The sequence below is a fragment of the Nocardia sp. NPDC058519 genome (assembly GCF_042719755.1).
Classification (GTDB): Bacteria; Actinomycetota; Actinomycetes; order Mycobacteriales; family Mycobacteriaceae; genus Nocardia.
The window spans coordinates 50,955-72,790 of sequence record NZ_JBHXNK010000013.1; the positions used below are offsets into that span (position 1 = coordinate 50,955).

At 66.3% G+C, this 21,836-nt stretch carries 23 protein-coding genes; 11 read left to right on the plus strand and 12 right to left on the minus strand.

Annotated elements, in window-relative coordinates; all coding sequences use genetic code 11:
* Positions 1 to 7: 7 nt before the first annotated feature.
* Positions 8 to 1,027, plus strand: coding sequence for an XdhC family protein (locus ACFWPK_RS16535; protein WP_378916393.1), 1,020 nt, complete (start codon positions 8 to 10; stop codon positions 1,025 to 1,027).
* A 31-nt stretch (positions 1,028 to 1,058) separates the two neighbouring features.
* On the opposite strand, the gene ACFWPK_RS16540 is transcribed toward ACFWPK_RS16535, so the two are convergent.
* The 4 genes from ACFWPK_RS16540 to ACFWPK_RS16555 are packed head-to-tail and all read right to left on the minus strand — an operon-like array spanning position 1,059 to position 4,508.
* Positions 1,059 to 2,123, minus strand: coding sequence for an ABC transporter substrate-binding protein (locus ACFWPK_RS16540; RefSeq protein WP_378916396.1), 1,065 nt, complete (start codon positions 2,121 to 2,123; stop codon positions 1,059 to 1,061).
* 59 nt (positions 2,124 to 2,182) lie between these two features.
* Positions 2,183 to 2,983, minus strand: a complete 801-nt coding sequence (locus ACFWPK_RS16545) for an ABC transporter permease (protein ID WP_378916398.1) — start codon at positions 2,981 to 2,983, stop codon at positions 2,183 to 2,185.
* A complete protein-coding gene (locus tag ACFWPK_RS16550; protein WP_378916401.1) occupies positions 2,980 to 3,741 on the minus strand; it encodes an ABC transporter permease in 762 nt (253 codons plus the stop codon). Before ACFWPK_RS16550 ends, ACFWPK_RS16545 begins: the two co-directional genes overlap by 4 nt.
* On the minus strand, positions 3,738 to 4,508 hold the full coding sequence (locus ACFWPK_RS16555; RefSeq protein ID WP_378916404.1) for an ABC transporter ATP-binding protein: 771 nt from the start codon (positions 4,506 to 4,508) through the stop codon (positions 3,738 to 3,740). The genes ACFWPK_RS16550 and ACFWPK_RS16555 overlap by 4 nt, the downstream gene beginning before the upstream one ends.
* 246 nt (positions 4,509 to 4,754) lie before the next feature.
* Between ACFWPK_RS16555 and ACFWPK_RS16560 the strand changes: the two genes are divergently transcribed.
* On the plus strand, positions 4,755 to 5,771 hold the full coding sequence (locus tag ACFWPK_RS16560) for an alpha/beta hydrolase (protein ID WP_378916406.1): 1,017 nt from the start codon (positions 4,755 to 4,757) through the stop codon (positions 5,769 to 5,771).
* Positions 5,772 to 5,833: 62 nt separating this feature from the next.
* Here the strand turns inward: ACFWPK_RS16560 and ACFWPK_RS16565 are convergent, their stop codons facing one another.
* The 5 genes from ACFWPK_RS16565 to ACFWPK_RS16585 all read right to left on the minus strand — a co-directional run bounded on the left by ACFWPK_RS16565 (position 5,834) and on the right by ACFWPK_RS16585 (position 10,054).
* On the minus strand, positions 5,834 to 6,508 hold the full coding sequence (locus ACFWPK_RS16565) for a TetR/AcrR family transcriptional regulator (RefSeq protein ID WP_378916408.1): 675 nt from the start codon (positions 6,506 to 6,508) through the stop codon (positions 5,834 to 5,836).
* Between the two features lie 96 nt (positions 6,509 to 6,604).
* Positions 6,605 to 6,970, minus strand: coding sequence for a DUF3349 domain-containing protein (locus tag ACFWPK_RS16570; RefSeq protein WP_378916410.1), 366 nt, complete (start codon positions 6,968 to 6,970; stop codon positions 6,605 to 6,607).
* Between the two features lie 11 nt (positions 6,971 to 6,981).
* On the minus strand, positions 6,982 to 7,263 hold the full coding sequence (locus ACFWPK_RS16575; RefSeq protein ID WP_378916413.1) for a hypothetical protein: 282 nt from the start codon (positions 7,261 to 7,263) through the stop codon (positions 6,982 to 6,984).
* 12 nt (positions 7,264 to 7,275) lie between these two features.
* Positions 7,276 to 8,463 carry an anion permease gene (locus ACFWPK_RS16580; RefSeq protein WP_378916416.1) on the minus strand — a complete coding sequence of 396 codons (1,188 nt, stop codon included), beginning with the start codon at positions 8,461 to 8,463 and terminating at the stop codon, positions 7,276 to 7,278.
* A gap of 73 nt (positions 8,464 to 8,536) precedes the next feature.
* Positions 8,537 to 10,054, minus strand: coding sequence for an ATP-dependent DNA ligase (locus tag ACFWPK_RS16585; RefSeq protein ID WP_378916417.1), 1,518 nt, complete (start codon positions 10,052 to 10,054; stop codon positions 8,537 to 8,539).
* Between the two features lie 93 nt (positions 10,055 to 10,147).
* Between ACFWPK_RS16585 and ramB the strand changes: the two genes are divergently transcribed.
* Positions 10,148 to 11,554 carry an acetate metabolism transcriptional regulator RamB gene (gene ramB, locus ACFWPK_RS16590; protein ID WP_378916418.1) on the plus strand — a complete coding sequence of 469 codons (1,407 nt, stop codon included), beginning with the start codon at positions 10,148 to 10,150 and terminating at the stop codon, positions 11,552 to 11,554.
* Positions 11,555 to 11,564: 10 nt separating this feature from the next.
* Here the strand turns inward: ramB and ACFWPK_RS16595 are convergent, their stop codons facing one another.
* Positions 11,565 to 13,394 (minus strand): acyl-CoA dehydrogenase, encoded by a 1,830-nt coding sequence (locus tag ACFWPK_RS16595; protein WP_378916421.1) that lies wholly within the window; start codon positions 13,392 to 13,394, stop codon positions 11,565 to 11,567.
* Between the two features lie 337 nt (positions 13,395 to 13,731).
* Here ACFWPK_RS16595 and urtA point away from each other — a divergent pair, with 337 nt between their 5' ends.
* The 6 genes from urtA to ACFWPK_RS16625 all read left to right on the plus strand — a co-directional run bounded on the left by urtA (position 13,732) and on the right by ACFWPK_RS16625 (position 19,313).
* Positions 13,732 to 14,982: an urea ABC transporter substrate-binding protein gene (gene urtA, locus ACFWPK_RS16600; protein WP_378916423.1), complete on the plus strand. Its 1,251-nt coding sequence runs from the start codon at positions 13,732 to 13,734 to the stop codon at positions 14,980 to 14,982.
* A gap of 70 nt (positions 14,983 to 15,052) precedes the next feature.
* On the plus strand, positions 15,053 to 15,937 hold the full coding sequence (gene urtB / locus ACFWPK_RS16605) for an urea ABC transporter permease subunit UrtB (RefSeq protein ID WP_378916425.1): 885 nt from the start codon (positions 15,053 to 15,055) through the stop codon (positions 15,935 to 15,937).
* Entirely contained in the window at positions 15,934 to 17,064 is a 1,131-nt protein-coding gene (urtC, locus tag ACFWPK_RS16610) for an urea ABC transporter permease subunit UrtC (protein WP_378916428.1), read from the plus strand. The genes urtB and urtC overlap by 4 nt, the downstream gene beginning before the upstream one ends.
* Positions 17,061 to 17,864 carry an urea ABC transporter ATP-binding protein UrtD gene (gene urtD / locus ACFWPK_RS16615; protein ID WP_378916431.1) on the plus strand — a complete coding sequence of 268 codons (804 nt, stop codon included), beginning with the start codon at positions 17,061 to 17,063 and terminating at the stop codon, positions 17,862 to 17,864. The genes urtC and urtD overlap by 4 nt, the downstream gene beginning before the upstream one ends.
* Positions 17,857 to 18,549, plus strand: a complete 693-nt coding sequence (gene urtE / locus ACFWPK_RS16620; RefSeq protein WP_378916433.1) for an urea ABC transporter ATP-binding subunit UrtE — start codon at positions 17,857 to 17,859, stop codon at positions 18,547 to 18,549. Before urtD ends, urtE begins: the two co-directional genes overlap by 8 nt.
* Before the next feature lie 14 nt (positions 18,550 to 18,563).
* On the plus strand, positions 18,564 to 19,313 hold the full coding sequence (locus ACFWPK_RS16625; RefSeq protein WP_378916435.1) for a GntR family transcriptional regulator: 750 nt from the start codon (positions 18,564 to 18,566) through the stop codon (positions 19,311 to 19,313).
* Here ACFWPK_RS16625 and ACFWPK_RS16630 read toward each other — a convergent pair whose 3' ends face one another.
* A complete protein-coding gene (locus ACFWPK_RS16630) occupies positions 19,314 to 20,195 on the minus strand; it encodes an NERD domain-containing protein (protein WP_378916438.1) in 882 nt (293 codons plus the stop codon). It abuts the gene before it with no gap.
* 200 nt (positions 20,196 to 20,395) lie between these two features.
* Between ACFWPK_RS16630 and ACFWPK_RS16635 the strand changes: the two genes are divergently transcribed.
* Both ACFWPK_RS16635 and ACFWPK_RS16640 read left to right on the plus strand, forming a co-directional pair.
* Positions 20,396 to 20,941 carry a carboxymuconolactone decarboxylase family protein gene (locus ACFWPK_RS16635; RefSeq protein ID WP_378916440.1) on the plus strand — a complete coding sequence of 182 codons (546 nt, stop codon included), beginning with the start codon at positions 20,396 to 20,398 and terminating at the stop codon, positions 20,939 to 20,941.
* Positions 20,942 to 21,031: 90 nt separating this feature from the next.
* Positions 21,032 to 21,409, plus strand: a complete 378-nt coding sequence (locus ACFWPK_RS16640; protein ID WP_378916443.1) for a VOC family protein — start codon at positions 21,032 to 21,034, stop codon at positions 21,407 to 21,409.
* Here the strand turns inward: ACFWPK_RS16640 and ACFWPK_RS16645 are convergent, their stop codons facing one another.
* Complete coding sequence (locus ACFWPK_RS16645) at positions 21,410 to 21,793, minus strand: hypothetical protein (RefSeq protein ID WP_378916445.1); 384 nt, start codon at positions 21,791 to 21,793, stop codon at positions 21,410 to 21,412. It abuts the gene before it with no gap.
* Positions 21,794 to 21,836: the final 43 nt, after the last annotated feature.

The window sequence follows — 21,836 nt, forward strand, 5'->3', positions numbered from 1 at the left end:
GTGAGATATGCGCGATATCGTCGATGACCTTCTGCGAGTGTGGCATTCGGGCCGTACGGGCGGCCTCGCCACCGTGGTCCGTACCATCGGCACCAATTCCCTGCCCATCGGCTCCTCGATGCTCGTCACCCCCAACGGTGGCGTCTTCGGATCCATCGCCTCCGGCCGATTGGAAGAGACCGTCTACGAGGCGGCATTGGAAGCGGGCCGCACCGGCGTCCGGCAACTGCGTCGCTACAGCATGCTCACCGGTATGGAATCGAGCGCCGACGACGGCACGCTCGTCGATATCTTCGTAGAGCCGTTCTCCTGCCGCGATTTTCCCGAATTCCCCACCATCGCCGCCGATATCCAAGCCCATCGCCGGGTCACCGTGTTCACTGTGGTCTGGAATCAGGATCCCGATGTCATCGGCCAGCATCTGGTCACCGACCGCAAGCACGCGACCGAACTCGTCGCGCTGCCCGAGTCGGATCTGTTCGTCGCCTCGTACTGCCCGCCGCCGCGCCTGATCATCTTCGGCGCCAACGCCTACGCGGCCACCCTCGTCGCGCAGGCGCGGATGATCGGCTACCGGGTGAGCATCTGCGACTCGCGCCCCGAGTTCGCCGACCCGGCCTCGTTCCCCGGCGCCGAAGTGGTCGTCGACTGGCCGCACCGCTACCTCAACACCCTCTCGGCCGCGGGCGAGATCGACAGCAGCACCGCCATCGTCGTGCTGGCCAACGAGCCGCGCTTCGAGATCCCGCTGCTCACGGTCGCATTACGACTACCCGAGCTCGGATACCTAGCCGCGCTCGGCACCCCCGCCGACCAAGCCCGTCGCCTCGACGACCTGCGCGCGGGTGGCTTCGACGAGCCCACCCTGTCCCGCGTGCATGTGCCCGCAGGCCTGGAATCGGGCCCGCGCACCCCCGCCGAGACCGCCGTCTTCATCACCGCCGACTTCCTCGCCTCCCGCGCGGGTCTGCGCCTGGCCGCCCAGCGCGACTACCTCTCGACAGCCGCAGTGGGCATGGCGATATAGATCTGCGGCTGGAGCCGCTGGTTTGCGGCGCCTACTTCAAGCCAGGATTCTCGGCGTAGACCTCGCGGAGTACGGACAGGTCGAAGAGCTGGTCGGCCTTGATGTCGATCTTCGCGGTGCGCAGGGCGGCGATGTTCTGCTCGATCAGCGCGTCGGGCATCGAGAAGAGGCCGTCCGTCTCGGTCGTAGCCGAGACGACCAGGTCGTTCTGCGCGATGGCTTCCTCGGTCTGCTCGGCAAGGTCGAGTTTGAGGTCCTTGCCGTAGACCTCCACGGCCAGGCGCGCGGACTCGGCCGGGTTGGCGACGGCGTCCTTCCAGCCCTTGATCTGGGCGGTCAGGAAGGCCTTGAGCTTGTCGCGCTCGTTGTCGATGGTGTTCTGGGTGACGGTGAGCGTCTCGGCGACCAGTGGCAGACCGAAGTCGGCGAACAGGAAGTGGTCGTTGGCGAAGCCCTTGGCGGCCAGGGTGATCGGCTCGTTCGTCACGTAGCTCACCCAGCCGTCGACCTCACCGTTGGCCAGCGGGGTCGGATCGAACTGCGCGGGCACCACGGTCACCTCGCCCGGACTGATGCCGTTGGCGGCCAGCAGAGCGCTGAAGATGAGCTGGTTGGTGTCCTGCACACCGATCTTGCGGCCTTTCATATCCGCGGGCGATTTGATCGGTTTACCCGCCGAGCTGACGATCGCGAACGGGTTCTTCTGATAGGTCGCGCCGACGATCTTGGCGGGCAGGCCTTCGAGCACAGCGGGCGCGGTGGTCTGCGGCGCGGAAAGGCCGAGCCAGATCTTGCCGGTATCCAGGCCCGCTTCCACCGAAGTCGACGCCGCACCACCGGCGACGAGATCTACCGCACCGAATCCCGCATCCTTGAAATAGCCCTTCGAATCGGCGAAATACTCACCCGCGAATTCGATGTTCTTGATCCACGACAACTGGATAGCGACCTTGCCGAATTTCGAGCCGTCGTCGGTCGACCCGTTCGAGGAAGTACCCGAAGCGCCGCCACAGGCCGCGAGCAATCCGGCCCCGCCGAGCGCCGCGCCGGTCAATGCCGAAAATCGAAGAAAGGAACGACGGTCGATACTGTTCATACGCAGAATGTAGATTCGGCGCGTTTCGTTCTCTTTGCGGCCACGTTCCGCCGCTATTCCTACTTTCCCGCACTCGGACCGAAGCGCGCGAGCACCACGTTCTCGATCACGCCGACAATCGCGTACAGCAGCACCGACACCACCGTGACGACCACGATGGATGCCCACAGCCGGTTGTACTGGAACATCGGGATGGCCCGCACCAGGCTCGCGCCCAATCCTGTTCCACTGCCGAGCCATTCACCTAGCAGGGCACCGATCAACGCACCGGGGACCGAGACCCGCGCCGCGGCGAACACCGACGGCAGCGCGGCGGGCACCGCGACCATCCGCAGCCGCGTCCAGCGCGAGCCGCCGTAGGCGGTCACCAATTCCATTGCCTGTCTTGGTGCTTCACGCAGGCCGGTCATGATCATCACCAGGGCGGGGAAGAACACGACGATCGCCGTCAGGACGGTGACCCCCGCCGTGCCTCGGCCGAAGATCAGCACGACGATCGGGCTCAGGGCGACCAGCGGCACCGAACGCAACAGCATCGCGACCGGCATGAACGTCTGCCGCACAGCCGAATACAGCACGAACAGCGCGGCAACGCCGAGCGCGCCCGCCATTCCGACCGCGAAGCCCGATGCCGCGTCGCCGAGGGTGATCGCGAGGTCGTCGAAGATCGCCTGCCGTGCCGTCGGCGCACCCGCCGAGGTCACCAGGTAGGCCCAGACATCCGACGGTGTCTTGCCCACCCGTGGCCCGATCTGCGGGAACAGGCGAAGGAACAGCGTCCAGATGACGAGCAGCAGGATCAGCGAAGTCGCCAGCGGCAGCAGGAAACGGCCGATCCGGCGCACAACGGTGGTGGTCATCGCCCCTCCTCCACAGTCGTCCACGGCGTGATCAGCCGAGCCGCGCCCGCGACGAGCAGGTAGCCGAGCCCGGCCAATGCGGCGGCGGCGATCGCCATGCCCCAGGTGCGCGGCACGTTGTAGGCGGTCTGTGCCGCGGTGAGCGCGACTCCGATGCCGCTGTCGACGCCACCGAGGTACTCGCCGATGATCGCGCCGAGCACGGCCGACGGTGCGGCGATCTTCAAGGCGGCGAACGTATTCGGTAGTGCGGCGATGGATCGGACCCGGTACAGCTGCTGCCAGCGGCCACCGCCGTAGGCGCGCACCAGATCCAGGCTCGCCGGATCGGCCGAGCGCAAGCCACTCACCGCGCCGACCATGGTGGTGAAGAAGCAGTACATCGCGGCCAGGAACACCGTGGGCGTGCGTCCGCCGAACACCACCAGGATGATCGGGCCCAGCGCTACCAGTGGCGTGCAGTAGCTCAGGATGGCCAATTGGGTGGCGAGTGGTTCGATCCGCGGCACCAGCATGATCAGCGCCGCGATCCCGATCGCCAGCACGTTCCCCCACAGGAAGCCCTGCACCGCACCGATCGCGGTGACCTGGAAATTGGGCCCGTAGAGCCCCCACCCGTCCGACCACATGGCGGAAAGGACGCGCCACGGCGTAGGAATCGTCCCGCCTGCGGTTCCGGCGGCGGCCAGCGCCCACCACAGCGCGATCAGCACCCCCACGCCAAGCGCCCCGGCGACCCGGCCCGCGCCCGCATTCACGCGACCCCACCCCGCCCGAACAGCAGCTCGGACAGGTAGTCACAGAGCTTGTGGAATTCCGGGGTGCGCATCATCTCGGGGGTGCGCGGGCGCGGCAGGTCGATCTCGACCAGTTCCAGCACCCGGCCCGGTCGCGGACTCATCACCGCCACCACATCGGAGAGGAACACCGCCTCGCCGATCCCGTGGGTGACCATCAACGTGGTCGCGGGCTTCTCGGTCCAGATGCGCAGCAGTTCCAGGTTCAACCGCTGCCGGGTCATGTCGTCGAGCGCGCCGAACGGTTCGTCGAGCAACAACACCGAGGGCTGTACGACCAGTGCCCGCGCGATCGAAACCCGTTGGCGCATACCGCCGGACAACTGCGCGGGCTTGGCCTTCTCGAACCCTTCGAGGCCGACGAGCGCGATCAGTTCAGCGATCCGGTCCGGTTCGGCGGGCAGCCCAGCCACCTGCAACGGCAGCCGGATGTTGGACTCCACACTGCGCCACGGCAGCAGCGCCGAATCCTGGAACGCGATACCGAGCTGCGCTCCGCCGCGCAATTGTTCCGGCGTGAGCCCGTTGATGCGCGCGGTGCCCGCACTCGGTTCGTCGAGGCCGGCCAGAATCCGCAACACCGTCGATTTGCCACAGCCGGACGGCCCGAGCAATGACAGGAATGCACCGTGAGAAGTCCGCAAATCCACCGATTCCAGCGCGTTGACGGTGTCGCGTCCTACCTTGAAGGTCTTGCTCAACCCACTGATCTCGATCCCCGTACCCATGCTCGTCACCATAAGAGCGGCTGGTTGCGGCGGCATTTCCGAATCGGAGCCAAGATTGCGACCCCGTAAACCGTGCTCGAGGTCACCCATAAAAGTGAACCGGTAACGATTCTGTCGTGTGAGAGGACATAGAGTGTCGGAGGATCTGACAGCCCTGCAGGCGTTGAGCGCATATGCTCTCGGCGACCGGGGGAAGCACTGCGATGACGTGCCCGACAGGGCCCGTGGACTGGAACCGACTGTTCGATGAAGCTCTCTGCACTACGTACCGTGGCCGCGCTGCGCACCACCGCCGTGGCTCTGACCGCCGCGTTGTCGGTGGCCGTTGTCGCCGGTGGCGCCGCCACCGCCGCACCCGAGAAGCCCTCAGCCGTGTCGTCCATCGTCAAAGACGGACGCGTGTGGCACCTGAAGGTGTATTCGGCGGCGATGAAGAAGGACATCACGATCGACGTGCAGCGTCCCGTCGACGAGTCCAAGCCCGCCCCCAACTTCTACATGCTCAACGGCCTCGACGGCGGTGAGGGCACCGCCAGCTGGGCCGCGCAGACCCAGGCGCTCAGCTTCCTGGCCGACAAGCAGGTCAATGTGATCCAGCCGATCGGCGGTCGCGGCAGCTACTACACCGACTGGAAAGCCGAAGACCCGAAGCTGGGTCTGAACAAGTGGAGCACCTTCTTCACCCAGGAGCTTCCGCCGCTGCTCGACGGCGCCCTGAACTCGACCGGCCTGAACTCGCTGGCCGGTCTGTCCACCTCCGGCACCTCGGTGCTGCAGCTGGCCGAGGCCAACCCGGGTCTGTTCAAGTCCGTCGCCGCCTACAGTGGCTGCGCGCAGATCGCCGACCCGATGGGCAAGCAGGCGGTCAAGTTCTCCGTGGAGACCTGGGCCGGTGGCAAGACCGCGAACATGTACGGCCCGGACAACGATCCGGCGTGGGTCGAGAACGACCCGGTCATCAACGCCGAGAAGCTGCGCGGCACCAACCTCTACATCTCCAGCGGTAGCGGCATGCCGACCAACGCCGACGTCGCCTACTACCTCAACGGTTCCCCCGGCCCGATGGGCGTGATCAACCTCGGTCTCGGTATCGGCATCGAAGCGGCGACCAACGCTTGCACGCAGAACCTGAAGGCCAAGCTGGACTCGCTGAACATCCCGGCGACCTACCAGTTCACCCCGATGGGCACCCACTACTGGCCGTACTGGGAGCAGGCGCTGCACGAGTCGTGGCCGCTGCTCGCTCAGGGCATGGGCATCTGATTTCCCACTGAAAGCGGGAGGCATCCGGATTCGGATGCCTCCCGTTTTTGCGTTGTGGGCAGCTACGTCGTCGGCGCGACCGCGGTGCGCACCGTGAGCCCGGAGCGGATGAAATAGGCGATCTCCTCGCAGATCTCGTCGACCGAGATCGCGTCACCGGGAACGGTGGCGTGCACCATCTCCTGCGCAAGCGAATTCACCGCGCCGATTACCGCGAGGCCGAACAGGTGCAGGCTGCGCGATTCCGCTTCGCCGCGCTCGGCGGCGCGTTGCGCTTCGCGGGTGAGCAGTGCCGAAATCGACCGCCGCTGCGCGCGCCGCCATTCCTCCACCACCGGACTCACGCCGACGACCTCGACGTAGAACACCCGCGCCGCCCGGCGATCACGGCAGGTCACCGCGAGGAACGCGCGGAAACTCTCCACCACGCGCACCACCAGCGGCTGTTCACTGGTACTTTCCAATGCCTCGTCGAGGCGGCGCAGCGCGGCCGCGTTCAACCTGTCGACGAGTGCGATCAACAATGCCTCGCGGCTACCGATGTCTTCGTAGAAACTGCGGGTCGACACATTCGCGGTCGAGCACAGCCGCTCGATCGAGGTCGACGAATATCCCTGGGTGCCGAATAGTTCCAGCGCCGCGTCGGTCAACCTGTTGCGGCGTAGCGCGACTCGCTGCTGGCGCGACAATCCACCGTAACTACGACCACTATCGGTTACATCCGCACGCCGAACCACGGATGCATGCTAGCGCGCGATCGCCCGGCAGCCAGGCGATTCGCCATTGTCACGGTGAATTGCGCTGGCACACGGGAATTGTCGAAGCTCCGGCGATCAATTCTGTTCGGTAGTTGGTTCGCCGTCGTCGAGCGGTTCGGCCAACGGCCAGCCACCGGCCGCCAGATGCGAAGCCACGCGCGAGACATCGGCGGGCGCGGGCTGCTCCTTCGCGAAATCGGCGATGGCCGCTTCGATTTCGGCCTCGCTGATCGACTCCCGATTCGGATTCGCCTCCACCAGTTTCTCCCCGATCACCACCACCTCGTAGTCGGTGAGGTGGCGGTGCAGCACCGCGAACAACGCGACGTAGTCCGACTGCGGAATGCCCTGCGGATAACCGGCACGCAACCAGCCGAGCACCCGCGAGAGCAGATTGCCGCGGACCGGCGGGCTCGGCGGGGTGGGGTTCGGATCGGTCATGGCGTCCTCACTCATGCTTGGCCGAACAGGTGGATGCCGAACTGATGGGCGATGAATGCCTTGGCGGTGAACAGGATTCCGGAGATCACCACGATGACGATGAGGACCAGGCAGATCAGCGCACCAGCCAGCGCCGGATAGTTGCGCTGCACCCGGCCCTCGGCGTCGACGGTCTCGGCATTGGCCCACCACCGCACGGCGTAGGCGAAGACCGCGGGTACGCCCGCGCCGAAGATCAGTGCGGCGAGCACCACTTCCCACAGTGAACTCAGATTGGTGATCACGGTGTGCACGATCGCTCCCCTCTACCCGGCATGGTTCTGGTCGATCGGCGACGGTGCCGAGACGGGTGGCTGATGACCCTCGGGCCATTCGTTCACATTGTGGGTGCCGACCGGGTCCCGGCGCGACCGGAGGTAGATCCCGAGCGACCCCGCGATCAGCAGGCCGAACACCACGAGAACGCCGGCGAGACCGCCGATGAGGTGCGCGATCGCCCAGCAGATCGCGCCGACGATGCCGGCCATCGGCAGGGTGAGCAGCCAGGCGACGGCCATCCGGCCCATCACCCGCCAGCGCACCTCGGCGCCCTTGCCGATGCCGGTACCGAGGATCGCGCCGGTCGCGGTCTGTGTGGTCGACAGCGGCAGGCCGAAGTGCGCCGAGGTGAGAATGATGGCCGCCGAGGTCGACTCCGCGGCCAGGCCCTGCGGCGACTCGATCTCGACCAGACCCTTGCCGAGGGTCCTGATGATCCGCCAGCCACCGAGATAGGTGCCGAGGGCGATCGCGACCGCGCAGGCCGACATCACCCACAGCGGCATGTGGTCGTCTTTGTCCAGCGAGCCGTAGGCGACCAGCGCGAGGAAGATGACGCCCATCGTCTTCTGCGCGTCGTTGGTGCCGTGCGCCAGCGAAACCAGCGAGGCCGAGCCGATCTGCCCCCAGCGGAAGCCCTCGTCGGTCTTTCCCCGATCGACACCGTGGGTGATCCGATACACCAGGAACGTGCCGATGGCCGCGACCACGGCCGCGATCGCCGGCGCGAGCAGCGCGGGCAACACGATCTTGATCAGCACTCCGTCCGAACCCGATGCCCAGATCACCCCGTTCCAGCCGAGCGCGGCGATCGTCGAGCCGATCAAGCCGCCGAACAGCGCGTGCGAGGAACTCGACGGCAAGCCGAGCAGCCAGGTGAACAGGTTCCACAGGATGCCGCCGACCAGGCCGGCGAAGACGATGACCAGCAGGTCGTGTCCGCTCACTTCGTTCAACTGCACGATGCCCTTTGCCACCGTCGCCGCTACCGACACCGACAGAAACGCACCGATCAGATTCAGCACTCCCGAGAGCGCGACCGCGGTCTTCGGCTTCAGCGCTCCGGTGGCGATCGAGGTCGCCATGGCATTGGCCGTGTCGTGGAATCCATTGGTGAAGTCGAATGCGAGAGCTGTGACGATGACGATCAACAGGACCATTAGTTCGGCGCTCACCCGAACAGTGTGTCGTATGCCGCCGCCGGATTGCCAAACTGTTGCGGGTAAGTCGCCCGAACACCAGGTGAGCTCAGCCGAGTGCGCGCACCGCATCGATAGTGTCAGCCTGCGCGGGTTCCTTGTCCGGCCGATAACGAACCACTCTGGAACGAACCACTCTGGCGAAGCGCAGCGCCACCCCACCCGGATATCGGGTACTGGTCTGGACGCCGTCGAGGGCGATCTCGACGACGAGTTCGGGGCGCACGTACACGGTCTGACCGTCGCGGTGGGTTTCGTGGCGTGGGAATTCCTCGGTCTGCCAGCGCAGCAGCTCGTCGGTGAGGCCCTTGAAGGTCTTGCCGACCATCACCGGCTCACCGGTCTCCGGATCACGGGCGGCCAGATGCAGGTTGGACAGGAACCCGGTGCGGCGGCCGTAGCCCCATTCGGCGCCGATCACCAGCAGGTCGAGGGTGTGCGCGGGTTTGACCTTCTGCCAGGCCTTGCCGCGTCGGCCCGCGGCGTAGGTGGCATCGAGCGCCTTGACCATCACGCCCTCGTTGCCGACGGCCAGTGCGTCGTCGTAGCAGTCGGCGGCGGCTTCCGGCGTCGGCGCGATGAGGGCGGGGATGCTGTGTTCGCCCGCGACCTGCTCGAGCGCGACGCGGCGGACGCGCAGTGGTTCATCGATGAGGTCGACACCGTCGAGGTGCAGGCAGTCGAAGAAGTAGGGATGCAACCGGCGTGGATCGCCGATGGTGGCGAATCGGCTCATCGTTTCCTGGAACGGGCGCGGGCGGCCCGAGTCGGTGAGGGCGAGGGTTTCGCCGTCGAGGACCACGGTGGTGCAGTCGAGGGCTCTGACCAGGTCGACGAGTTCGGGGACGCCGGTGGTGATGTCGCGCAGGGTTCTGGTGAAGACCCACACCTGGTCGCCGTCGCGGTGCACCTGGATGCGGGCGCCGTCGAGCTTGTGTTCGACACTGATGTCGGAGCCCAGTTCGGCGAGGGCCTCGTCCAGTGAGCCGCCCGGTGACGCGAGCATCGGCGCTACGGGGCGTCCTACCTCGAGCCGGAATGCGGACAGTGCTTGTTCGCCCCCGGCGAGCGCGGCGATCGCCGTGGTGGGCAGCTGGCCCGAGAGCATGTGGGCCCGGCGCACCACATCGACGGGGATACCGGTGGATTGCGCGAGCGCCTCGACGACGATCGCGGTGAGCGCGCCCTGACGCAGTTCACCGGTGAGCAGGCGGATCAGGAAGGACTGCTCCTGCTCGGTCGCTGCGGTGAAGAGCGCGGTCAGCAATTCGCGGCGCCGGTTGGCCGAGCCTTTGCCGTTGAGCCCGGTGAGCTGGGAGAAGATGTCGTCCACCGCGCCGACGGTGAGGCTCGCGTCGCTGCTCGGTGGCGTATCCAGCCCGGTCACCGTGCGCCAGCCTGCCCCGATCCGGCCCTGCACCAGCTCACCGGACAGCCACGCCACCACGGTGCCGATCTCGGACGGCCCCGCGGCACCGAAAAGGTCGGCCAGCGTGGCGGTTTTCGCCTTGCGCGACCTGGTCGCTCGCACGGCCGCGGAGGCCGTGACGACATCGCTGAACAGCACCTCACGACAGTATCGCGAGGGTGTGACACAGAGCTCGTACCCGTTGTTAAGAATCCATTGGCAAGCCTGCGAAAACGCCCTTAAACTGGACATATGGCCAAGACCTATGTCGGTGCGCGGCTGCGCCAGCTGCGCACCGAACGTGGGCTGAGCCAGGTCGCGCTCGCGCAGAAACTGGAGATCTCGGCCAGCTACCTGAACCAGATCGAACACGACGTGCGACCGCTCACCGTGCCGGTGCTCACGCGCATCAACGAGGTCTTCGGCGTCGACCCCACCTTCTTCTCCGCCCAGGACGACACCCGCCTCATCGCCGAGTTGTCCGAAGTCGTGCTCGATGCCGAGCTGGGTATCGAGGCCGACACCCAGCAGATCGCCGACATGGTGTCCGCGCATCCGTCGATGGCGCGCGCCCTGGTGGCCATGCACAACCGCTACCGCAACACCAGCGCGCAGCTGGCCGCCGCCACCGAGGACCGGTTCGCCGACGGCTCCGGCAGCGCCGCGATCAGCAAGCCGCACGAGGAAGTGCGCGACTACTTCTATCAGCGGCAGAACTACATCCACGAATTGGATACCGCCGCAGAGGATCTCACCGCGCGCATCCGGTTCCACGGCGGCGAGGTGAGCACCGAGATCGTGCGCCTGCTGCGCGCGCATGGCGTGCGGATCAACGAGCGCATCGACCTCGGCGAGGGGGTGCTGCACAACTTCGACCCCGAGACCAAACAGCTCGAGATCTCCCCGCACCTGTCCGGCGGACAGCGCACCTTCAAACTCGCCGCCGAACTCGCCTACCTCGAATGCGGCCCGCTACTCGAAAAGCTGGTCGACGAAGGAAATTTCGCCTCCGACGCCTCGCACAAACTCGCGATGCTCGGACTGGCGAACTACTTCGCGGCCGCGATGGTCTTGCCTTACACGCACTTTCACGAAGTAGCCGAGAACTTCCGCTACGACATCGAGCGGCTGTCGGCCTTCTTCTCGCAGAGTTTCGAAACCATCTGCCACCGCCTCTCGACCCTGCAACGACCGACCCTGCGCGGCGTCCCCTTCTCCTTCGTCCGCGTCGACCGTGCGGGCAATATGTCGAAACGCCAGTCCGCCACCGGTTTCCACTTCTCGGCCAGCGGCGGCACCTGCCCGCTGTGGAATGTCTACGAGACCTTCGCCTACCCCGGCAAGATCATGACCCAGATCGCCCAGATGCCCGACGGCCGCAAGTACCTGTGGATCGCCCGCACCGTCGAACGCCGCGCCACCCGCTACGGCCAACCCGGCAAGACCTTCGCCATCGGCCTCGGCTGCGAACTGCGCCACGCGGGCCGCGTCGTCTACGCCGACGGCATCGACCTCGGCGAAGCCAACGCCACCCCCATCGGCGCCGGCTGCCGAGTCTGCGTCCGCTCCAACTGCCCCCAGCGCGCCTTCCCCCCGCTGGGCAAGGCCCTCGACATCAGCGAACACCGCAGCTCGGTCTCGCCCTATCTCATCAAGTAGCGTCGCCCGCTCAGAAGGCTTCCTCCGGGACGGCCATGATGTCGTTGTCGATGGTGGCGAGGATGTTCTTGGTAGCGGTGAGTCCGGGGAGGACGTTCTTGGCGAAGAAGCTCGCCGCGGCGACTTTGCCCTGGTAGAACGGGCGATCCTGCGGTGCGGCGTCGGAGGCGAGGGCGGCGGCCGCGATGTCGGCCTGGACCAGCAGGCGCCAGGCGATGAGGAGGTCGCCGACCGACATCAGGAAGCGCACCGAGCCGAGGCCGACCTTGTAGAGCTCGGTGGGCTCGGTCCCGCCCGCCATGGCGTACCCGGTGAGGGTGGCGGCCATGGCGCCGACATCGGCCTGGGCGGTGCGCAGCAGCGCGCGCTCGGCGGCGAAGCGGCCGGTGTCGTTGTCGAGGTAAACACTGATCTGAGCGTTCACGTGGGCCAGGGCGACGCCGCCATCACGCACGATCTTGCGGAAGAAGAAGTCCTGGGCCTGGATCGCCGTGGTGCCCTCGTAGAGCGAGTCGATCTTGGCGTCGCGGATGTACTGCTCGATCGGATAGTCCTGCAGATAGCCGGAGCCGCCGAAAGTTTGCAGAGACTCGGTGAGCAACTGGTAGGCACGCTCGGAGCCGACACCCTTGACGATCGGCAGCAGCAGATCGTCCACGCGGTGCGCGGTCTCCGGATCGGCACCGGATACCAGCTGCGCCACATCCTCGTTCTGATGCGCGGCGGTATACAGATACACCGCGCGCAGCCCCTCCGCGTAGGCCTTCTGCATGGCCAGCGACCGGCGTACATCGGGGTGATGGGTGATGGTCACGCGCGGCGCCGCCTTGTCGGCGATCTGCGTGAAATCCGAGCCCTGCACCCGCGTCTTGGCGTACTCCAGCGCGTTCAGATACCCGGTCGACAACGTCCCGCACGACTTCACACCCACCGTCATCCGCGCGTTCTCGATCACCTCGAACATCTGGGCGATGCCGTCGTGCACCTCGCCGACCAGCCAGCCCTTGGCGGGCACCGCGGTGCCGCCGAAGGTCATCTCGCAGGTCGGCGATGATTTGATCCCCATCTTGTGCTCGACCCCGGTCACATACACACCGTTGCGGTCGCCCAGTTCCAGCGTCTCGGGATCGAAGAGGAACTTCGGCACATAGAACAGCGAAAGCCCCTTGGTACCGGGACCGGCGCCTTCCGGCCGCGCGAGCACCAGGTGGAAGATGTTCTCCGCCAGATCACCCACGTCACCGCCGGAAATGAACCGTTTCACTCCCTCGATGTGCCACGACCCGTCGGGCTGCGGCACGGCCTTGGTGCGGCCGGCGCCGACATCGGATCCGGCGTCGGGCTCGGTGAGCACCATGGTGGCCTGCCACCCGCGCTCGAACCCGCCACGTGCCCAGCGCTTCTGCTCGTCGTTGCCGACCCCGTAGAGCACCGAGCCCATCAGCGGGCCCATGTTGAAGAAGCTGGCGGCCGGATTGGCGCAGATGATGAGCTCGTTGATCGCCCACATCAGCACATTCGGGGCGGCCGTGCCGTCCATGCCTTCCGGCATCCCGAGGCGGTACCAGCCCGCCTCGTGCACCATGTTCACCGTCTTGCGCAACGGTTCGGGCACGGTGATGTCGTAGGTATCGGGGTGGAAGACCACCGGGTGCCGGTCGGCCTCGGCGAACGAGTCCGCGATCGGCCCCTCGGCCAGGTGTTTCACCTCGTCGAGGAGTTGGCGCACCGTATCGGAGTCCAGGTCGCCGTAGGCGCCGGTGTCCAGGAGTTTGTCGAGGTTGAGCACCTCGAACAGATTGAACTCGATGTCACGCACGTTCGCCTTGTAGTGCCCCACTGGGCCCTCCTCGACTGACCGCACACGGCCCGATTGCCGCGTGGCTCGGCTGCTCGACGTCGTACAAATCGAAGCGTGCCGTATCGCCACATCCCTACGCAACCGTAGGCAAGCCGATCCTCAGTCGACCGTTCGGCGAACAATTCACATGGATGAAACAGACGAAACGGGCACGTGACCGGAAGACATTCGGGTGCAACAAGTTCCATCTACTGTCTCGAATCACGAATACAGCAGCTGTATACAACTCGGTGTACATCCAGTCGCCGGGGAGCAGCGGTGGTGTTCGTTGTGGCGCGTGTGGCGCCGCCGTTACACCTGATGAGGAGAACCGCCCATGTCTGAATCCCGTTTGGTCAAGGCACTTGCCGTGCCTGCCGCGGTGGCCGTTGCCGGCCTGTTGCTCACCGGCTGTGGTGCGCGCGACGACGCGTCGACCGGCTCGACCGCCGCCTCCTGCGTCGATACCACCAAGGACACCATCAAGGTGGGCTCGCTGCACTCGCTGTCGGGCACCATGGCCATTTCCGAAGTGACCGTGGCCAATTCGACCAAGCTGGCGATCGACCAGATCAACGCGGCGGGCGGTGTCCTCGGCAAGAAGATCGAGATCGTGCTCGAGGACGGTGCGTCGGACCCGAAGACCTTCGCCGAGAAGGCCGAGAAGCTGATCAGCTCCGACTGTGTCGCTTCGGTATTCGGCGGTTGGACCTCATCGAGCCGTAAGGCCATGAAGCCCAAGTTCGAGAACCTGAACTCGCTGCTCTACTACCCCGTGCAGTACGAGGGCCTGGAAGATTCCAAGAACATCTTCTACACCGGCGCCACCACCAACCAGCAGATCATCCCCGCGCTGGACTACCTGAAGCAGAAGGGCATCAAGTCCCTCTACCTGGTCGGCTCGGACTACGTCTTCCCGCAGACCGCCAACCGCGAGATCAAGGCCTACGCGGCGGCCAACGGCATCGAGATCAAGGGCGAGGACTACACCCCGCTCGGCTCCACCGACTTCTCCACAATCATCAACAAGGTGCGTGCCGCCAAGGCGGGCGCGGTGTTCAACACTCTCAACGGTGACTCCAACGTCGCCTTCTTCCGCGAGTACACCAACGCGGGCCTGAAAGCCGCTGAGATGCCGGTGGTTTCGGTGTCGATCGCCGAGGAAGAGGTCGCCGGTATCGGTGCGCAGAACATCGCGGGCCAGCTGACCGCCTGGAACTACTACCAGACCGTCGACTCCCCGGCGAACAAGAAGTTCGTCGCCGACTACAAGGCCGCCTTCGGCGCCGACAAGCCCACCTCCGACCCGATGGAAGCCGCCTACGCCTCGGTCTACCTGTGGAAGAACACCGTCGAGAAGGCGAAGTCGTTCGCGGTGGCCGACATCCAGGCCGCGGCCGACGGCGTGAGCTTCGACGCCCCGGAAGGCACCGTCACCATCGACGGTTCCAACCACCACATCACCAAGACCGCCCGCATCGGTGAGATCCGCCCCGACGGCCTGATCTACACCGTCTGGGATTCCGGCAAGGCCATCACCCCCGACCCGTACCTGAAGTCCTACGAGTGGGCCAAGGGCCTGAAGTAAACAGCCCGATAGATGTGGGACGCGCGGCTCGCGCGTCCCACATCGCCCCATTTTCAAGGAGTCCACTGCAATGGACGTGCTGATCAGTCAGCTCTTCACCGGGTTGAGTCTGGGATCCATTCTTCTGCTCGCCGCGCTCGGCCTGTCACTGACCTTCGGTCAGATGGGCGTCATCAATATGGCGCACGGCGAATTCATCATGGCCGGTTGCTACACCACTTATGTTGTGCAACAGGTGTTCTCGTCGGCCGGAGTTTCGCTGGTCGTGTCCCTGCTGATGGGCTTCCTCATCGGCGGCCTGCTCGGCGCCGCCCTGGAAATGGGGCTGATCCGCCACATGTACGACCGACCGCTGGACACGCTGCTCGTCACCTTCGGTGTCGGGCTCGTGCTGCAGCAGGCCGCGCGTGACATCTTCGGCGCACCGGCCAAGAACGTGCTGGTACCCGAATGGCTCAGTGGCGGAATCACTATCGCGGGCGCGGTCGTGCCGAAGACCCGCATCTTCATCCTCGTGCTGGCGATCGTCGCGGTGACCACCCTGGCCGCCGTGCTCAAGACCACGCCGATGGGCCGACGGATTCGCGCCGTCGTGCAGAACCGCGGACTTGCCGAAACCAGCGGAATCTCGAGCAGATTCACCGATATCAGCACGTTCTTCATCGGCTCCGGGCTGGCCGGTGTCGCCGGTGTCGCGCTCACCCTGATCGGCTCGACCAGTCCCACCATCGGCCAGAGCTATCTGATCGACGCGTTCCTGGTGGTCGTGATCGGTGGACTCGGTCAGATCAAGGGCACGGTGATCGCGGCGTTCGCGCTCGGCCTGCTCAACTCGTTCATCGAATACTCCACCACCGCGTCCATCGCGAAGGTGATCGTGTTCGTGCTGATCGTCATCTTCCTGCAGGTCCGCCCGCAGGGCCTGTTCACCGTGCGGACGAGGAGCCTGGCATGACCGCACTCACCGAACGTCGCCGCGCTCACCCGCGACTCACGCCCCTGGCCGGGTTCGCCGTTGCCGCCATCCTGCTGTTCGCCGTCGCACCGGCGGTGCTGAGCGACTTCCGCCTCAACCTGCTCGCCAAGTTCCTCTGCTTCGCCATCGTCGCGGCCGGGATCGGATTGGCCTGGGGCCGTGGCGGAATGCTCACCCTGGGGCAGGGTGTGTTCTTCGGCATCGGCGCCTACATCATGGCCATGCACATGCAGCTCGCCGACGCCGCCCGCTTGGGCAACGACGTCCCCGAGTTCATGGAGATCTCCGGCATCAGCGAACTCCCCGGTTTCTGGCAGCCGTTCAGTTCCGCGCCGGTCGCCATTCTCGGCATCCTGGTGCTGCCCGCGCTGGTCGCCGCCGTGCTCGGTTACGGCGTGTTCAAGCGCCGGGTACGTGGCGCCTACTTCGCCATCCTGAGTCAGGCGCTGGCCGCGGCGCTGGCGATCCTGCTCACCGGTCAGCAGGCCATCGGCGGCTTCACCGGTCTGTCGGACTTCCGCTCCTTCTTCGGATTCCGGCTCTCGGACCCGGCCAACCGGCAGATGCTGTTCTTCATCGCCGCGGGCACGCTGCTCGTGGTGGTAGCGCTCATCCGTCAGCTCAATCGCAGCCGCTACGGCGAACTGCTGGTCGCGGTGCGTGACGCGGAGGAGCGCGTGCGATTCCTCGGCTACGACCCGGCCAATATCAAGATCGTCGCCTATGTGGTGGCGGCGTTCCTGGCCGGTATCGCCGGTGCGCTGTTCACCCCGATCGTCGGCATCATCTCCCCCGCCGACATCGGCGTCATCCCGTCGATCGCCTTCCTGATCGGCGTCGCCATCGGTGGCCGCACCACGCTGCTCGGACCGGTTCTCGGTGCGATCGGGGTGGCCTGGGCGCAGACCTCGCTGTCGGAGTCGTTCCCGTCGGGCTGGACCTACATGCAGGGCGTGTTGTTCATCGTGGTCGTCGGGTTCATCCCCGCCGGTCTGGCCGGGCTGTGGCCGATGCTGAAGGGCTGGCTCGACAGCCGCAAGAAGCTGCCACCCGCACCGGAAGAGCCCGCCGCCGTCGTCACCGAGGAGAAGGTGCAAGCGCGATGACACACGAACCCAAAGCGGGCGGCAACGCCGGCATGGACAGCGACTACCTCGAAATCCGTGGCCTCTCGGTCAGTTTCGATGGCTTCAAGGCGGTCACCGATGTCGATCTCACGGTGCTGCAGGGTGACCTGCGGTTCCTGATCGGCCCGAACGGCGCGGGCAAGACCACGCTGATCGACGCCATCACCGGCCTCGTCCCGGCGACCGGTTCGGCGCAGAAGTCGGGCACCGAACTACTCGGCAAGAAGGTGCACCAAATCGCGCGCCTCGGCATCGGGCGGACCTTTCAGACGGCCAGAGTGTTCGAGCAGCTCACGGTGTTGCAGAACCTGGATATCGCCGCGGGCGCCGGACGTTCGGCATGGTCGCTGCTGCGCACCCGCAAGTCGGTCCTGCCGAGCATCGAAGAGGCCTTGGAGACAACGGGTCTCACCGCGCTGCGCGACAAACCCGCCGGGGTACTCGCGCACGGGCAGAAGCAGTGGCTCGAGATCGGCATGCTGCTCGTGCAGAACGCGTCGGTGCTGCTGCTCGACGAGCCCGTGGCAGGAATGAGTGCCGAGGAGCGCGAGGAGACCGGAAACCTGCTGCGCCGCATCGGTGGTGACCGCGTGGTGATCGTCGTCGAGCACGACATGGACTTCATGCGGTCCTTCGCCAGCTCGGTCACCGTGCTCGCGGGCGGCAAGGTACTCAGCGAGGGCAGCGTCGAACAGGTGCAGGCCGACCCGAAGGTGCAGGAGGTCTACCTCGGCACCGCGAATCTGACTGCGACAGACAAGGAGTCGGCCGATGCTTGAACTTCACGACATCCGTTCCGGGTACGGGCGCACGGAGGTCATCCACGGCGTGAGCATGACCGTGCCCGACGACAGCGTCGTCGCGATCATGGGCCACAACGGCGCGGGCAAGACCACGCTGCTGCGCGCCGCCGTGGGTCTGCTGCCCACCAAGTCGGGGACCATCACCTTCGACGGCGAGAAGATCACCAAACTCTCACCCTCGCAACGGGTCAAGCGCGGCATCGGCTACGTGCCGCAGGGCCAGCAGAGCTTCGGGCAGCTGACCACCGCCGAGAACCTGCAGGTGGTCGCGGACGGACGCAAACGGGGCAAGGCGCTGATCGACGAATCCCTCGACCTGTTCCCCGCGCTGCGTGAGCTGCTCACCCGCAAGGCGGGCCTGCTCTCGGGCGGGCAGCGTCAGCAATTGGCCATCGCGCGGGCGCTGATCACCGAGCCGAAGCTGCTCATCCTCGACGAACCGACCGAGGGCATCCAGCCGTCGGTGGTCGCCGAAATCGAGCGAACCATCATCGAATTGACGCAGCGCGGTGGTTTGAGCGTGCTGCTGGTGGAGCAGCACATCGGCTTCGCACTGCAGGCCGCACAGCAGTACTACGTGCTGCACTCGGGGCATCTCGGCTCGACCGGTGCAGGCGGGGCAGGCGCGGAATCCGCGGTCCGCGCGGCGATGGCGATCTGATCGCAGCGGCGCACATGGCCGGGCGGGGATCGGGCGAGGACGCACGTCCCGCCGGCGGCGGGCGGCGGGTACCGCTGGCCGCGCGCGTCTACGACGAACTCCGCCACGACCTCGCCACCGGAGAACTGGCACCGACCGAGCGGCTGCGCGCCGAACGGCTGGCCCAGCGCTACGGCGTCTCGCGCACCCCGGTGCGCGAGGCGCTGGCCCGGCTCCAGGCCGACGGGCTCGTGCAGCGCCATCCCGATGGGCTCTACCTGTACCGGCCTCGTCTGAACGAACTCGACGAGCTCTACGAGCTGCGAATCGTGCTGGAATCCCGCGGTTTTCAGCGCATCGCCGCCGGTGGTTCCGTACAGGTACACATCCCGACCGAGCACGACCTGCCCACCGTGCGCGCCGAGCTGGCCCGCTGGCTCGAATACCGCGACACCCCACCGGAACCCGGACCCGACCTGGTCGCCGCCGACGAGCGGTTCCACACCGAACTACTCATGGCGGCGGGCAATTCCGCCCTCGCCGAGGCACTGGCAGCCGTCTACCTGCGGGTTCGCCCGGTTCGCACCATGGATGTGCCCACCGCCGAACGGGTGGCGGCCATGACGGCCGATCACATCACCATCGCCGAACAGGTGCTGGCAGGCGACGACGAACAGGCCCTGCGCACCCTCACCGCCCACATCGATTCCTCCCGCGCTCACGTTCGGGTGCGTGCCGAACAGGCGATCGCCTTCACGAAACTCGGTCGCGCCGTGCGAGATTGATCAACAGTCGCGCTGGAACGGCCAGCATTCGGTCTTGCGCGGCGGCGCCGACGTGGGCGCGCGGTTCGTCGAGGTCTGCGAAGTGTCCGACAACGGGCGCGGATCGGGCGAGTCCTGCAACAACGCCACGCCGACCGACACGAAGACGACGAAGATGCCGAGCAGCGCGGCGGCGAACATCGCGATGCCGACGAGCTTTCCCCGGCGCGACGGATCAGCGGGCGGGACGGGCTCGCTGAACTTGCGCACCTGCGGCACCACCGGCGTCGGCGCGGGCCGATTGTTCGCGAAACCCTCCTCGGCCAGCTCGGCGCGCGACGGCACCTCGGCCACCCCGAGCGTCGCGCAGGTGTTGAGCACCCGATCGATCGTCCATTCGCGTGGCCCCGCAGAGAACCCCTCGAGGTATACCCGCAGCTCATGTGCGTCGACGCTGTTCGCGACCAGCACATCGAGCCCCGGCCGCAGCGCGGTGCGCGCGGGCCGGACGACCACGCCGCGATACGGCACGAGCACCACCGCGCCGGATACATGCCTGCTGTCCTGCAACGCCTGTTCCAGCGCGACGCGAACCGCGTGCACCCCGTGCTCGACCCGGTCGGTGAGACCGTTCGACGGCTCGGCTTCCAAATCCAGCGGGCTGTCGCTGATCCGCCACGCGCCGTCGGCGGTAGCGGTGAGCAGCCCGCTCTGCCGCCGCCGGAAGCCCTTCACCTCGAGCACCGTGATGCCGCGCGGCGTCACGATCACCCCGCCCAGCCGCCGGTCACCCACCCGGCACTCGACCAGCGCGAGCCCCGTACTCGGATAGGCGCGCAGGCAATCGACGAGCTCGCGCTCGGCGCCGGTGAGCTCGGCACCCGGTCTGATCCGAACCAGCATGTGCGATGTTCCCCTAGTGCTGCGACCTCACACCGCCGCTGCGCGCTGCGGTACTCACCGATCATGACGCGCAACTGTTCCGAAAACCACTGGAAACCAAAGAAAACCGGCACGAATACAGGACTGGCCCCCCGAGCCGATACCGACGACTACGCTGGCGACCCGGACCGACGATGTTCGAGAAGACAGGTGGACCAGAGATGGATGCAGCGCCCCTACCACGCGTTTCACCGGGCCGGTTCGGTGAACTCGGGCCGATCAACTGGGTTGTCTGGCAAGTGCTTTCCCGCGCGGCGGGCACCGACGACGCGCACCTGTTCAGCACCCTCGGTCGCACGGGTGGGCTGTTTCGCGGCTGGCTGCACTTCTCCGGCAAGCTGATGCCGGGCGGCAAGTTGCCGCGCGCGGAGGCCGAATTGGTGATCCTGCGCGTGGCACAGCTGCGCAAGTGCGACTACGAAGCCGATCATCATCGCAGGCTGGGGCGCAAAGCGGGGCTGTCGGCCGTCGAGATCGAGCGGGTCGGCGCAGGTCCAGAGGCCGAGGGCTGGACACCTCGGCAGCGGGCATTGCTCGATGTCGTCGATCAGCTGGTGACCACCCGGAATGTGGACGACGCGGCGTGGGCCGAGCTGGCCGAGCACTACGACGAGCGGGTGCTGATCGAGATCGTGCTGCTGATCAACCAGTACGAAGGTCTGGCGTCGACCATCACGACCCTGCGGATCGAGCGCGACAAATTCTGAGAGTGTGACCTAGGTCATATGGCGGGGCCGCACGAGATCTCCCACAGTAAAGGCGTACAACGTACGGAGTTCATCGACCGAGGAGAACCCATGCAGATCACCGCTTCCGCCCTCTCGCTCAATGTCGCCGATCCGCAGGCGTCGGCCCAGTTCCTGATCGACCACCTCGGCTTCACCGAGAAGATGGCCGCCGAGGGGTTCGTCAACGTGGAGCGGGCCGACGCGGGCATGGACGTGATCTACCTGCGCACCGGTCTCGGCTCGTTCAAGCCCGCCCGCATCGCGGGCAACGCGGGCGAGGGGCTCCTGGTCGTGTTCGTCGTCGACGATATCGACCGCGAATACGACCGATTGCGCGCCGAGGGCGTCCCGATCGAGACGCCCATCGAAACCGAGGAGTGGGGCGAGCGCTACTTCCAGATGACCGACCCCAACGGGATCGTCATCCAGCTCGTCCAGTGGGTGTGATCAGCGGCGCGCGACCCGCAACGCCGCCACGATCATCGGGATCTGCAACGGCAATCGCGCCAGCACCCCGGCCTTGAAAGCCTTGGGCGCCTTCGGATTACCGACCACATCGACGGTCATCTGAATATTGGCCGGGAAGACACCGATGAACAGCGCCGCGGCCAGCCAGCCACCGAGCCGCCGGGTGCGCGGCACCGCGAGCGCGGCCGCCACACCCAGCTCGGCAACCCCGGACCCATACGTGTAGGTCCGCGGGTTGCCGGGCAGCTGCGGCGGCACGATCTTGTCGAAAGGCTTCGGTGCTACGAAGTGCAGGGTGCCCACGACGAACAGCAGTCCACTCAACCAGGTGTGCGCACGTCGACGAGAAGTTTGATCAGCCACAACCCCGACCGTACAGCTGTTGCGCCGCGCCGGAAATACAGGC